The organism is Streptomyces sp. NPDC047072 (genome assembly GCF_040643855.1).
Taxonomy (GTDB): domain Bacteria; phylum Actinomycetota; class Actinomycetes; order Streptomycetales; family Streptomycetaceae; genus Streptomyces.
On the sequence record NZ_JBEYVC010000017.1, the window covers coordinates 17,201 to 30,131 of the forward strand.

The 12,931-nt window shown below is 71.7% G+C and carries 12 protein-coding genes; 5 read left to right on the plus strand and 7 right to left on the minus strand.

Translation table 11 applies throughout. The features are described from left to right. Window positions 1–73: 73 nt before the first annotated feature. From ureG to ABZ896_RS10370, 3 genes are all read left to right on the plus strand, one after another. Complete coding sequence (ureG, locus tag ABZ896_RS10360) at window positions 74–751, plus strand: urease accessory protein UreG (protein ID WP_360925013.1); 678 nt, start codon at window positions 74–76, stop codon at window positions 749–751. Next, on the plus strand, window positions 739–1,524 hold the full coding sequence (locus ABZ896_RS10365) for an urease accessory protein UreD (protein WP_360925016.1): 786 nt from the start codon (window positions 739–741) through the stop codon (window positions 1,522–1,524). The genes ureG and ABZ896_RS10365 overlap by 13 nt, the downstream gene beginning before the upstream one ends. A 127-nt stretch (window positions 1,525–1,651) precedes the next feature. Then, the gene (locus ABZ896_RS10370) at window positions 1,652–3,265 is read left to right on the plus strand and encodes an alpha/beta hydrolase (RefSeq protein ID WP_360925019.1); all 1,614 of its coding nucleotides are present in this window, start codon (window positions 1,652–1,654) and stop codon (window positions 3,263–3,265) included. A gap of 51 nt (window positions 3,266–3,316) precedes the next feature. Here ABZ896_RS10370 and ABZ896_RS10375 read toward each other — a convergent pair whose 3' ends face one another. The 7 genes from ABZ896_RS10375 to ABZ896_RS10405 all read right to left on the minus strand — a co-directional run bounded on the left by ABZ896_RS10375 (window position 3,317) and on the right by ABZ896_RS10405 (window position 11,706). Next, window positions 3,317–4,348, minus strand: coding sequence for an NAD(P)-dependent oxidoreductase (locus ABZ896_RS10375; protein ID WP_360925022.1), 1,032 nt, complete (start codon window positions 4,346–4,348; stop codon window positions 3,317–3,319). A 58-nt stretch (window positions 4,349–4,406) separates the two neighbouring features. Then, window positions 4,407–5,126 carry a lysophospholipid acyltransferase family protein gene (locus tag ABZ896_RS10380; protein WP_360925025.1) on the minus strand — a complete coding sequence of 240 codons (720 nt, stop codon included), beginning with the start codon at window positions 5,124–5,126 and terminating at the stop codon, window positions 4,407–4,409. Between the two features lie 115 nt (window positions 5,127–5,241). Beyond that, window positions 5,242–6,468 (minus strand): SpoIIE family protein phosphatase, encoded by a 1,227-nt coding sequence (locus ABZ896_RS10385; protein ID WP_360925028.1) that lies wholly within the window; start codon window positions 6,466–6,468, stop codon window positions 5,242–5,244. 57 nt (window positions 6,469–6,525) lie between these two features. Further along, the gene (locus ABZ896_RS10390; protein WP_360925031.1) at window positions 6,526–8,958 is read right to left on the minus strand and encodes a SpoIIE family protein phosphatase; all 2,433 of its coding nucleotides are present in this window, start codon (window positions 8,956–8,958) and stop codon (window positions 6,526–6,528) included. Between the two features lie 78 nt (window positions 8,959–9,036). Continuing rightward, window positions 9,037–10,257 (minus strand): ornithine--oxo-acid transaminase, encoded by a 1,221-nt coding sequence (rocD, locus tag ABZ896_RS10395; protein ID WP_360925034.1) that lies wholly within the window; start codon window positions 10,255–10,257, stop codon window positions 9,037–9,039. Then, entirely contained in the window at window positions 10,254–11,066 is an 813-nt protein-coding gene (gene ddaH, locus ABZ896_RS10400; RefSeq protein WP_360925037.1) for a dimethylargininase, read from the minus strand. The genes rocD and ddaH overlap by 4 nt, the downstream gene beginning before the upstream one ends. A gap of 151 nt (window positions 11,067–11,217) precedes the next feature. Continuing rightward, complete coding sequence (locus ABZ896_RS10405) at window positions 11,218–11,706, minus strand: Lrp/AsnC family transcriptional regulator (RefSeq protein ID WP_360925039.1); 489 nt, start codon at window positions 11,704–11,706, stop codon at window positions 11,218–11,220. An 84-nt stretch (window positions 11,707–11,790) separates the two neighbouring features. Here ABZ896_RS10405 and ABZ896_RS10410 point away from each other — a divergent pair, with 84 nt between their 5' ends. Next, window positions 11,791–12,540, plus strand: coding sequence for a LytTR family DNA-binding domain-containing protein (locus ABZ896_RS10410; protein ID WP_360925041.1), 750 nt, complete (start codon window positions 11,791–11,793; stop codon window positions 12,538–12,540). A gap of 2 nt (window positions 12,541–12,542) precedes the next feature. Beyond that, on the plus strand, window positions 12,543–12,905 hold the full coding sequence (locus ABZ896_RS10415) for a hypothetical protein (protein ID WP_360925042.1): 363 nt from the start codon (window positions 12,543–12,545) through the stop codon (window positions 12,903–12,905). Window positions 12,906–12,931: the final 26 nt, after the last annotated feature.

Consider the following 12,931-nt stretch of genomic DNA (forward strand, 5'->3'; position numbering starts at 1 on the left):
TTTAGGGGCGCGGGGAACTGCGCGACCAGCCCCCACAAACCCGCACTCGCCCACAAACCTCAAGGACCCGCACATGCACCTCGACCACACACACGACGGCCCCGCCGCAGTAAGCGCCGACGCTCACCGCAAAGACGGCTCCCACCGAGCCCTCCGCATCGGCCTCGGCGGCCCCGTAGGCTCCGGCAAAACCGCAACCGTAGCCGCCCTCTGCCGAGCCCTCCGGGACGACCTTTCCCTCGCAGTCGTCACGAACGACATCTACACAAGGGAAGACGCGGAGTTCCTCCTGAGAGAAGCGGTGTTGCCCCCCGAACGCATCACCGCCGTAGAAACGGGCGCCTGCCCCCACACGGCGATCAGAGACGACATCTCCGCCAACCTGGAAGCCGTGGAGGACCTGGAAGACGAGGTGGGCCCCCTCGACCTCATCCTCGTGGAGAGCGGCGGCGACAACCTCACCGCCACGTTCTCCAAGGGCCTGGTAGACGCTCAGATCTTCGTCATCGACGTGGCCGGAGGAGACGACATTCCAAGGAAGGGCGGCCCCGGCGTCACCACCGCCGACCTCCTCATCGTCAACAAGACCGACCTCGCCCCCTACGTCGGCTCCGACCTCGCCCGCATGGCCGCCGACGCGAAAGCACAACGCTCCGAACTCCCGGTCGTCTTCCAGTCGTTGAGGAGCGAGACCGGCGTCAGGGACACCGTCGACTGGGTGCGCGCGCAGCTCACCGCGTGGACGGCGTGACGGGGGTTCGGGCCACCGCCCGCCTGGTCGCGAGGGACGACGGCCGCGGCGGCACGGCCCTGCCCGTGCTGGAGAGCGACGGCCCCCTGGCGCTGCGGAAGACCCGGGGGACCGCCGACGAAGCGCGCGTGATGCTCGTGGGCGCGATGAGCGGCCCGCTCGGCGGTGACCGCTTCACCGTGGAGGCGAACACAGAGCCAGGCGCCCGCCTCCGCGTCGGCTCGGCCGCCGCCACCATCGCCCTGCCCGGCCAGACCAAGGGCGAGGCCCACTACGACGTCCGCCTCACCGTCGCCGACGACGCCGAACTCCACTGGCTGCCCGAGCAGTTGATCTGCGCCGGCGGCAGCGATCTGTACGTGAGCACACGGGTCGCCGTCGGCACGACGGGCCGGCTCGTGCTGCGCGAGGAGCAGGTGCTGGGCCGGGTGGGGGAGGAGCCCGGACGACTGACCGGCAGGCTGGTGCTGCGGATCGCGGGCCGGACCGTCCTCGACCAGGAACTCTCCTGCGGCCCGGGCGCCCCCGGCGGCTGGGACGGCCCCGCCGTGCTCGCCGGGCACCGTGCCGTCGGCCAACTCCTTGTCGTACGGCCGGAGTTCACCGAGAATCCGGTGCAGGCGCGCAAGATCGCCGAGCACGCCGTGGCCGTCCCCCTCGCCGGCCCCGCCGCCCTCGTGACCGCCGTGGCCCCGGACGCCCTGCGGCTGCGCCGGGTGCTGGACGAGGCGCTGACCGCCCTGAACGCCCGTTCCGCCCACCTGAGTATGTAGTCCGCCCAGCGAACTACCCCCTCCGGTTATCGGATTGGCAAAGAAGGTCCCCACCCCCCTGTTCACAGGGTCTCCATAGCCACGAGGATCCCCGTACGAATCGAATCGACGTACGGGGAGGTCCCCCTTGAGGGAGACGAGACCGAAGTGGCGCACGACGGCACTCGGTTCGGCCGGCGTGCTCATCGCGGCCACACTCATATCCGGTGCCGTCGCGGTGCCCGCGGCCGGAGCCAACGCGCACGTGGACGGCGCGCGGCACGGCCAGGACCGGGAGGCCGTGGGCGCGACGATCGCCGCCCAGCGCGCCGCGAAGGCCGGCATCGACTGGCAGGACTGCCCCGCCGACTGGGGTCTGGAGAAGCCGATCCAGTGCGGCTGGGTCAGCGTCCCGCTCGACTACGCGAAGCCCTACGGCAAGCAGATCAAGCTCGCCGTCGACCGCATCGGCAACACCGGGACCAAGGAGGAGCGCCAGGGCGCGCTCGTCTACAACCCCGGCGGTCCCGGCGGTTCCGGCCTGCGCTTCCCGCGCCGCGTCACGACCAAGAACGCGATCTGGGCCAACACGGCCAAGGCGTACGACTTCGTGGGCTTCGACCCGCGCGGCGTCGGCCACTCCGCGCCCATCTCCTGCATGGACCCGCAGGAGTTCGTGAAGGCGCCCAAGGCCGACCCGGTCCCGGACAGCGAGGCCGACAAGCTGGCCCAGCGCAAGCTGGCCGCCGAGTACGCCAAGGGCTGCGCCGAGCGCACCGGCAAGGCGATGCTCCAGCAGATGACCACGCCCAACACCGTGCGCGACCTCGACGTCATCCGTGCCGCGCTCGGCGAGAAGAAGCTCAACTACCTGGGCGTCTCCTACGGCACCTACATCGGCGCCGTCTACGGCACCATGTTCCCGGGCCACCTGCGCCGCATGGTCGTCGACAGCGTCGTCAACCCGTCCCGGGAGAAGATCTGGTACGAGGCCAACCTCGACCAGGACGTCGCCTTCGAGGGCCGCTGGAAGGACTGGGAGGACTGGGTCGCCGCCAACGACGCCGCCTTCCACCTCGGCACCACCCGCGCCGCCGTGCAGGCGAAGTGGCTCGAACTGCGCGCCACCGCCAAGAAGAACCCCATCGGCGGGGTCGTCGGCCCGGCCGAGCTGATCGGCTTCTTCCAGAGCGCCCCGTACTACGACTCCTCGTGGGTGCCGGTCGCCACGGTGTTCAGCAAGTACGTCGCCGGTGACACCCAGGCGCTCGTCGACGCGGCCGCCCCGGACCTCTCCGACACCGCGGGCAACATCACCTCGGAGAACGGCAACGCCGTCTACACGGCCGTCGAGTGCACCGACGCCAAGTGGCCCACCAGCTGGAAGAAGTGGGACAAGGACAACACCGCGCTCAACAAGAACTACCCGTTCATGACCTGGGCCAACGCCTGGCTGAACCTGCCGTGCGCCACCTGGCCGGTGAAGCAGCAGACTCCCGTGGACGTGAAGACCCACAAGGGCCTGCCGCAGGTGCTGATCGTGCAGTCCACGCGGGACGCCGCCACCCCGTACGACGGCGCCGTCGAACTGCACCAGCGCTTCAAGGGCTCCCGCCTGATCACCGAGAAGGACGCGGGCTCCCACGGTGTGACCGGCCTGGTCAACGCGTGCATCAACACGCGGGTGGACACCTACCTGCTCACCGGCAAGCTGGACAGCTCCGACGTGACCTGCACGCCGCACGCCACGCCGAAGCCGTAGCCCTCCGGGGGTGAAGTGAAGACGGACAGCCGGGAATCCGGCTGTCCGTCTTCACTTGTCGAGAAAGTCGTCCTCCGCCGTGTAGTCGAAGAGGTCGCCGTAGTTCTGGAACATCTTCGGGTACGCCTCCCGCCAGTCCCGTCCGGCCAGGCGCCCCTCGATCCACGCGACGGTCTCCGGCAGCCGGTCCGCGTACCGCGCCACCACCGGGCGGTACCCCAACTCCCGCTCGGCGGCGGACATGTCGCACACGACCGGCACCGGCACCGACCACGGAGTGTCACCCACGGTCGGCGACGGCGGCGGACCCTCCAGCAGCACGGTCTCCGTCTCGACGCCCATCACCGCGTCGATCGCGGCGGCGATCTCCGCGACCGTGGGAGCGTCCGGGTCCACGGCGTTCAGGGCCCTGCTACCGGGGCGCGCGGCGGCCAGCCGGATCAGCTCCGCGATGTTGTGCACGTTGGCCGGGTGGAAGCGGCTCAGCCCGCCGTACGGCAGCACGCGCCGGGACCGGCCGTCCAGGTTGCGCTTGACGAAGTACAGCTCGCGCGGGGTCTGGCAGCGCGGTCCGTGGATCGCGCCGGCCCGCAACAGTGTGGTCGGCAACCGCCCACCGGCCGCGAGGAGTTCACGTTCCAGCCCCGCCTTGCGGGTGCTGTACGACGTCTCGCCCGGCTTGACGGTCCGCTGACCCTCGCCCATCGGGACCGGGTACTCCGGGAAGCCGTCCGGCTCGCCCTGGGTGTCGAAGTTCCGGCCCTTGTCGTCCTCGTACACCGAGACGCTGGAGACCACCACGGCGGAGCCCACCCGGTCGGCCAGCGTCACCAACTGCCGTGCGTGCTCGGGCCCGTAGGCGACCATGTCCACCAGCACGTCACAGCCGTCGCCGACCGCCGCGGCCAGCGCGCCGTCGTCCGCCCGGTCGGCCGCCGCGACGCGCACGTCCTCGGGCCACTCCTCGTCCCGTCCGCCGCCGCGCGAGACGGCGGTCACCGCCCAGCCGTCCCGGGCCAGCGCCCCCACGGCCACCCGCCCGATCTGTCCCGTCGCCCCGATCACCACAGCACGTCGTGTCATGCCGTGACCCTACGGTCGGGCGGCTTGCCGGCCCAGGCCGCTCTGCCGACAGCAGAGGTCAACTGAGCGGCATGCGCGGGAACTTGCGTTCCTTGGCGGCGGCGGCCTCCTCCGCCTTGACCACGGCCGCGTACTGGTCGACGTACTCCTGGTCGGACAGCTTCAGGATGGCGTACATGATCTCGTCGGTGATGGCCCGCAGGATCGCCTTCTCGTTCTCCATGCCGTCGTAGCGGGAGAAGTCGAGCGGCTTGCCGAAGCGGATCACCACGGGGTGGACGTTCGGGATGACCTTGCCGGGCGGCTGGGCCTCGAAGGTGCCGATCATCGCGCAGGGGATGACCGGGACGCCGGCCTTGAGCGCCATCACCGCGACTCCGACCTTGCCCTTGTACAGGCGGCCGTCGTGGGAGCGGGTGCCCTCCGGGTAGATGCCGAGCAGCTCGTCCTTGCTCAGCACGCCGAGGCCCTCGCGGATGGCGGCCTGGCCGGCCTCCTTGCCGGAGCGGTCCACCGGGATCTGCCCGGCGCTGCGGAAGAAGAAGGCGGTGAGCCGGCCCTTGAGGCCGGGACCGGTGAAGTACTCGGCCTTGGCGAGGAAGGTGATCCGGCGCGTGAGGACCGCCGGCATCAGGAAGTGGTCCGAGAAGGAGAGGTGGTTGCCCGCGACGATGGCCGCGCCCGACTCCGGGATGTGTTCCAGGCCCTCTATTCGGGGCCGGAAGACCAGTCTCAGCAACGGCCCCAACAGCACGTATTTGAGCAGGTAGTAGAACAAGGCGAGGCGCTCCTCGGTCGGGCGGACGGCTCAACTCCGCGTCCTGGCTGGTCAACCGGCGTGAGATGGGGCTGTCAGTGTAGGCGTAGGCGAGGACGGCCGGAACAGGGCCGATTCACAGCCGCACGATGACCAGAGCCGTGTCGTCGGTGGCCCCGCCGGGCGGCAGCAGTTCCTCCAGGACGGCGTCGGCGAGCTGCTCGGGGTCGTCCTCCCGGTGCCGGGCGAGGGAGTCGGCGAGGCGGTCGAGGCCCGTGTCGATGTCCTCGCGCCGCCGTTCCACCAGACCGTCGGTGTACAGCACGAGCGTGGCGTCCTCGCCGAACGTGGTGGTGGCCTGCGGCCTCGGGATCGGGTCGGGGCGGGCGTCGAGCGGCGGGTCGGTCGCCCGGTCGAGGCACTCCACCCGCCCGTCGGCGTGCACCAGCATCGGCGGCGGGTGCCCGGCGCTGCTGTAGGTGATCGTCGAGAGGTCGAAGTCGATGAAGGCGGACACCGCGGTCGCCGACTCGGCCCCCTTGATCACATGGGCGTACCGGCCCAGCACCTCCAGTGCCTGCGCCGGGCCCGTGGCCACCCGGGAGGCCGCGCTCAGCGCGCTGCGCAGCTGGCCCATGACACAGGCGGCCCCGAGGCCGTGGCCGACGACATCGCCCACCGAGACGCCGATGCGGTGGCCGCCGACCAGGTCGACCAGGTCGTACCAGTCCCCGCAGACGTTCAGCGCGCCGACCGCGGGCCGGTAGCGGACGGCCGCCTGGTCGTGCAGCGTCTGGCAGGTGGGCAGCATGGCGTCCTGGAGGGCCAGCGCGACCTCGCGCTCGCGGGCGTGCGCCTGCCGCAGCCGTTCGTTGAGCTCCTGGAGCTCACGGGCCCGCGTGTACAGCTCGGCCTCCAGGACCCGGGCCCGGCTGCCCCGGGGCCCGCCGCGGGCCCGCATCAGCTCGGTGACCTCCTCGACCCGGTGCACCAGCAGCGCGACCTTGCCGTCCGGGCCGAGCACCGGCGCGTTCACCGGGCTCCAGTAGCGCACCTCCCACTCGCCGGGGCGCTCGGGGTTCTGCACGTCGTACCGCTGGAGCGCCATGGCGTCCCGCTCGCCGGTGTCCAGGACCCGCTGGAGCGAGGCGGCGAGATTGCGCATGCCGGTCGCGGCGGGGTCGTTCGGGTTGTCGGGGAAGACGTCGAAGAGATAGCGGCCGATCAGGTCCTCGCGGCGCCGCCCGGCCACCTGCGGGAACTCCTTGTTGACGTCCGCGAAGACCAACTCGGGCGTGAGCAGCGCGACCATGCCGGGCAGTGCCTGGAACACCGCGGCGTAGTCGATGGGTCTGTCGGTCATGTCTGCCGCCTCCCCGCCGGGATCACACCAGTTTGGCACGGTATGGACAGGCTGTTTTCAGTCCTGCGGATCCTGAAGGGACTGCTCGGCCCAGATGATCTTTCCCTCGGGCACGAAGCGGGTGCCCCAGCGCTGGGCGAACTGGGAGACCAGCAGCAGCCCGCGGCCGCCCTCGTCCGTGGTGCGCGGATGGCGCAGATGGGGCGCGGTGGCGCCGCCGTCGAAGACCTCGCAGATCAGCGTCCGGTCGTGGATCAGCCGCAGCCGGATCGGGCCGACCGCGTGCCGGATCGCGTTGGTGACCAGTTCGCTGACGACCAGCTCCGTCGTGAACGCGAACTCCTCCAGACCCCACTCGGTCAGCTGCCGGGAGGCCGTCTTGCGGGCGTCCGCGACGAGCGCCGGGTCGGCGGGCACGTCCCAGTCGGCCACCTGCCCGGGGCCGAGCAGCCGGGTGCGGGCCATCAGCAGGGCCACGTCGTCGTGCGGCCGGTCCGGGGCGAGCGCGTCGACCACGGCCCGGCAGTGCCCGTCGAGCGAGGACGCCTCCCGCTCCAGGGCCTCGCGCAGCCGGTCCCGGCCCGCGTCCAGAGTCCAGTCCTCGCCGTGCGCGAGCAGCCCGTCGGTGTGCAGGGCGAGGACGCTGCCCGCCGCCAGGGCCAGCTCGACCGACTCGAAGGGCGGACCGCCCGCGCCGAGCGCGGGGCCCTGCGGGAGGTCCACGAAGGCGACCGTGCCGTCCGGCATGATCACGGCGGGCGCGGGATGCCCGGCGGCGGCCATCGTGCACTGCCCGTCGACGGGGTCGTAGACGACGTACACACAGCCGGAGCCCTTGGCGCTGTCGGTGTCCTCCGTCCGCGCCCCGACCTCCTCCTCGCGCGCCGACCGGGCCACCAGGTCGTCCAGATGGCCCAGCACCTCCTCGGGCGGCAGATCCAGCGCCGCGAGCGTGCGTACGGCGGTCCGCAGCCGGCCCATGGCCGCGGCGGCGCCGATCCCGTGCCCGGGCACCTCGCCCACCACGAGGGCGACGCGCGCTCCGGAGAGCGGGATCAGGTCGTACCAGTCGCCGCCGAGGCCGGTCAGCTCGTCGGCGGGCCGGTAGCAGGCGCTCACCTCCACGGCGTCCTGCTCGGGGAGCCGGTGGGGGAGCAGACTGCGCTGGAGGACGAGGGCGGCGTCCCGCTCGCGGGTGTAGCGGCGGGCGTTGTCGACACAGACGGCGGCCCGCGAGACGAGGTCCTCGGCGAGGTTGAGGTCGTCCTCGTCGAAGGGCTCCTGGCGGTGCCGGCGGAAGAAGGTGGTGACGCCGAGGGTGACGCCCCGGGCGCGGATCGGCACGACCAGCACGCTGTGCAGGCCCAGGTCGAGGAAGGTGGCCCGGCGCTCGTCGGGTATGTCGACGGCCCACTCGGCGGCCAGCGGGTCCAGCCGCTCCTCCCGCCAGGCCACGCCGGTGGAAAGGCACAGCAGCGGGGGCGAGCCGGGCCGGTAGGCGGCCACGTCCCCGAGGCCTACGACGGCCTCCGGGACGCCCTCGTTCACGGACTGGTGGCCCGCCCGCCGCAACGGCGCGCCCGCGCCGGGCTCGGCGCCCCGCAGCACCGTCTCCAGCAGGTCGACGGTGACGAAGTCGGCCAGCGCCGGGACGGCCACGTCGGCCAGCTCCTGCGCGGTGCGGGGGATGTCCAGGCTGCGGCCGATCTGCTCGCCGGCCCGGTCGAGCAGGGCGAGGCGCTGGCGGGCGCGGTGCCGCTCGGTGATGTCGACGACGGTGTAGTAGACGCCCATCGGATGGCCCAGTTCGTCGTCGAGCCGGGTGAACGACATGGTGTGCGCGGTCTCGCGGTGCGGGGCGGCACGGACCCGGCCGACATGCTCGTACCCGACGATCGGCTCCCCGGTCTCCAGGACGCGCCGCATCTGCGCCTCGATCGACTCGGCGTCCAGGCCCGGCTGGATCTCCCCGAAGCGCAGTCCGAGGCGCTGCGGGGCCGGGGCACTGCCGAACTGCTCCAGTGCCGGGTTGGACCAGACGCAGCGCAGTTCCAGGTCCACGATGGCGATGCCGATCGGCGAGCGGGTGACCATCTGTTCCAGCACGGCACGGCTCATGTCCCAGCCGGGGGCCTCCGCCATCTCGGACAGCAGCACGAGCCAGCGGGCCGGGCCGTGGGTGCCGGCGGCGGAGGTGATCCGCACCATGAGCCGGACCGGGCGGCCGTCGGCGCGCCGGGCGGTCAGCAGCCCCGCCCAGCCGCCGTCGCCGCGGCACCGCTCCGCCAGCTCCGGCGCCCGCCGCGCGTCCTCGTCGGTCAGCAGGGCGGCCGCCTTCGTCCCTACGACCTCGGAGGGGGCGTAGTCCAGCAGCCGCTGGGCGTCCTTGGTCCAGCCGGTGACCACGCCGTGAGCGTCGAGCAGCACGGGCGCGGCGTCGGCCACGTCGAACCGCCGCCGCGCGGTGTCGTGCTCCTCCTGTGCGCTCACGGCCGACCTCTCTGTCGCTGACAGTGGTCTACCACCTCTGAGACACATCTTCACCCGGTGAGCTGTTTTGCACTCGGGCTAGCGCTTGAGCACCCCTTCCAGGATGCCGAGTGCCGAGACGAGTTCCTCCGCTGTGATCGTCAGCGGAGGCGCCAGGCGGATTGTCGAGCCGTGGGTGTCCTTGACCAGGACGCCCTCGTGCATCAGGAGCTTGCTGACCTCGCGGCCCGTGCCGATCGCCGGGTCGATGTCGACGCCCGCCCACAGGCCGCGCGCGCGGAAGCCGACCACGCCCTTGCCGACCAGGTCGGCGAGGCCGTCGCGGAGCCGGACGCCGAGCTCCGCCGCCCGGCGCTGGAACTCGCCCGTCTCCAGCAGGTCGACCACCGCCGTGCCGACCGCCGCGGCCAGCGGGTTGCCGCCGAACGTGGAGCCGTGCTCACCCGGCCGCAGCACCCCGAGGACGCCCCGGCGGGCGACCACCGCGGAGACCGGCACGATCCCGCCGCCCAGCGCCTTGCCGAGCAGCAGCATGTCGGGGACCACCCCCTCGTGCTCGACGGCGAGCGTACGGCCCGTCCGCCCGAGCCCCGACTGGATCTCGTCCGCGATGAACAGGCACCCCTTGCGGAGGGTCAGCTCGCGCACGCCCGCCAGATAGCCGTCGTCCGGGATCACCACACCGGCCTCGCCCTGGATCGGCTCAAGCAGCACCGCCGCCGTCGTCTCGTCGACCGCCGCCTCCAGCGCCGCCAGGTCGTTGTACGGCACGATCCGGAAGCCCGGCGTGAAGGGCCCGAAGCCCGCCCGCGCCGTCTCGTCCGTGGAGAACGACACGATCGTCGTCGTACGGCCGTGGAAGTTCTCCGCCGCCACCACGATCGTCGCCCGGTCGGCCGGGACGCCCTTCACCTCGTACGCCCACTTGCGGGCCACCTTGATCCCGCTTTCCACCGCCTCCGCGCCGGTGTTCATCGGCAGCACCATGTCCAGCCCGGTGAGCGCGGCCAGCCGCTCGGCGAACTCCGCGAGCCGGTCGTTGTGGAAGGCCCGCGAGGTCAGCGTCAGCCGGTCCAGCTGCGCGTGCGCGGCCTCGATCAGCGCGGGGTGGCGGTGACCGAAGTTGAGGGCCGAGTACCCGGCCAGCATGTCCAGGTAGCGGCGCCCCTCCACGTCCTCCACCCAGGTGCCCTCGGCGCGCGCGACGACCACGGGCAGCGGGTGGTAGTTGTGCGCGAGGACCGGCTCCTCGGCCTCGATGAGATCGGCGGAGGAACGCGTGCTTACGGGTGCGGTCATGAGCGGATCTCCTGGGTGCAGCACTTGATGCCACCGCCGGCCTTGTGGAACTCGGACAGGTCGACGGGGACGGGGACATAGCCGTGGTCGTCGAGGCGCGCGGCGAGCGCCTCGGCCTGCGGGGCGATGAAGACGTGCCGGCCGTCCGACACGGAGTTCAGCCCGAAGGCCATCGCGTCGTCGCGGGTCGCGAGCACCGCGTCCGGGTACAGCCGTGCGAGTACCTCGCGGCTGCCCGACGAAAAGGCCTCCGGGTAGTACGCGATGTTGGCGTCGTCCAGGACGAACAGCGCGGTGTCCAGGTGGTAGAAGTGCGGATCCACCAGCGTCAGGCTGATCACCGGGTGCCCGAAGAACTCCTGCACCTCGCGGTGCGCGTCCCGGGTCGTACGGAATCCGGTGCCGGCCAGCAGGTACCGGCCCGTCCAGACGAGGTCGCCCTCGCCCTCGCAGACCGACAGGGGCCGCTGGACCTCGTAGCCCGCCGTCTTGAACCACAGGTCGTAGTGGGTGGACTCGGGGCGCCGCTCGGGCGCGTGGAAGAGCGAGCCGAAGACGCGGCCGCCGACGACGACCGCGGAATTCGCCGCGAAGACCATGTCCGGGAGACCGGGGACCGGGTCCACGGAGTCGACGGTGTGGCCGTGGGTCTCATAAGCGCTGATCAGCGTGCGCCACTGCGTCTGCGCGAGGTCCACGTCCACGGGGGTGTCGGGATGCATCCAGGGATTGATCGCGTACTGCACGGCGAAGTGTCTGGGTTCGCAGACGAGGAAACGCCGTCGGCGCTGCACACGGGAGTCGGACACAGAGGGGTTCCTCCGCTTCCTGCGGTGTCGACCAAGGGTTGACACCAAGGTAGGAACTGACCGGGACGCCCGACAAGCAACGACAATTGCGTGTCTGCGCAGGAACCCTGCGTATTTCCTCGGCCACACGCAGGGTTGCTGCGTTTGATCGCTACGCCTCCGGTGCGGGCTGGCTCGCCCCCGCCTCCAGGCTTTCCGGGATGAGATGGGACAGCACCATCACGCTGATCGTCTTCCGGATGAACGGCTCGGTGCGGATGCGCTCCAGCACCTCCTCGAAGTGCTCCACGTCCCGCGCCCGCACATGCAGCAGCGCGTCCGCGCCCCCGGTCACCGTCATCGCCGCGACGATCTCCGGATGGTTGCGCACCACCTCCGCCAGCCGCCGGGGCGGGGCCGCGCCCTCGCAGTACACCTCGACGTACGCCTCCGTGCGCCAGCCCAGCGCCGACGGCTCCACCGTGGCCGTGAACCCGGTGATCACCCCGGTCTCCCGCAGCCGGTCCACCCGCCGCTTCACCGCCGTCGACGACAGCCCGATCTCCGCGCCGATCTCCGCGAACGACGTCCGCGCGTTCGCCATCAGCGCGGTGACGATCTTCCGGTCGAGGTCGTCGAAACCGGTCGGCCTGCTGCTCATGCGGGCACTGTAGCCAGCGCGGACCGGCCGGGCGGGCTCTGCGGCACGTGTCCAGACGTACGGATTGCTCCTACACTCCGGACCATGCTGCGCGCCCTGGCTGTCGACGACGAACGCCCCTCGCTGGAGGAACTCCTCTATCTGCTGGGCGCCGACCCGCGGATCGGCAGCGTGGAGGGCGCCGGCGACGCGACCGAGGCGCTGCGCCGGATCAACCGCGCCCTGGAGTCCGGCCCCGACGGGCCCGAGGCGATCGACGTCGTCTTCCTCGACATCAACATGCCCGGCCTCGACGGCCTCGACCTCGCCCGGCTGCTCACCGGGTTCGCCACCCCGCCGCTCGTCGTCTTCGTCACCGCCCACGAGGACTTCGCCGTCCAGGCCTTCGACCTCAAGGCCGTCGACTACGTCCTCAAGCCGGTCCGCAAGGAGCGCCTCGCCGAAGCCGTCCGCCGGGCCGCCGAACGGCTCGACAGCGCCCCCCGAATACCCGTCCACGAACCCGACCCGGACCACATACCCGTCGAACTCGGCGGCGTGACCCGCTTCGTCTCCGTCGACGACATCACCCACGTCGAGGCCCAGGGCGACTACGCCCGTCTGCACACCGACAAGGGCAGCCACCTCGTACGGATACCGCTGTCCACGCTGGAAGAACGCTGGCGCTCCCGCGGCTTCGTCCGCATCCACCGCCGCCACCTCGTCGCCCTGCGCCATGTCGGCGAACTCCGCCTGGACGCGGGCACGGTGAGCGTCCTCGTCGGCGGCGAGGAACTCCCGGTCAGCCGCCGGCACGCGCGCGAGCTGCGGGACCTGCTGATGAGGAGGCCCTGACCGTGCCGCACCAGGACCCCGCCGAGCGCCGCGTCGTCGTCACCGGCCCGCCCCGCCGCACCCGCCCCGCCTCCGGCTACTACCGGCCGCGCACCGAGATCGACGAGCAGACCACCCTCGGCCACACCTACGTCCGCTCCCTGATGCGCACCCAACTGCGCGCCTCCCTCGCGGTGTTCGCCTTCCTCGGCCTGCTGATCGGCCCGCTGCCGCTGCTCTTCGCCGCGATGCCCGACGCCCGCCGCCTGGAATGGCTCGTCCTCGGCTTCGGCCTCTACGCCCCGCTGGTCCTGCTCGCGCGGTGGTACGTGCGGCGCGCGGAACGCAACGAACAGGACTTCGTGCGCCTGGTAGAGGACCGATGAACTCCCTTTACGCCGACCGACGTTGC

Bases quoted from the DNA above. Each gene is read 5' to 3' on its own strand.
- ABZ896_RS10405 (WP_360925039.1), bottom strand. From the start codon at position 11,706: ATGAGCAGCAGGCCGACCGGTTTCGACGACCTCGACCGGAAGATCGTC.
- rocD (WP_360925034.1), bottom strand. From the start codon at position 10,257: ATGACCGCACCCGTAAGCACGCGTTCCTCCGCCGATCTCATCGAGGCC.
- ABZ896_RS10375 (WP_360925022.1), bottom strand. From the start codon at position 4,348: ATGACACGACGTGCTGTGGTGATCGGGGCGACGGGACAGATCGGGCGG.
- ABZ896_RS10410 (WP_360925041.1), top strand. From the start codon at position 11,791: ATGCTGCGCGCCCTGGCTGTCGACGACGAACGCCCCTCGCTGGAGGAA.
- ABZ896_RS10385 (WP_360925028.1), bottom strand. From the start codon at position 6,468: ATGACCGACAGACCCATCGACTACGCCGCGGTGTTCCAGGCACTGCCC.
- ureG (WP_360925013.1), top strand. From the start codon at position 74: ATGCACCTCGACCACACACACGACGGCCCCGCCGCAGTAAGCGCCGAC.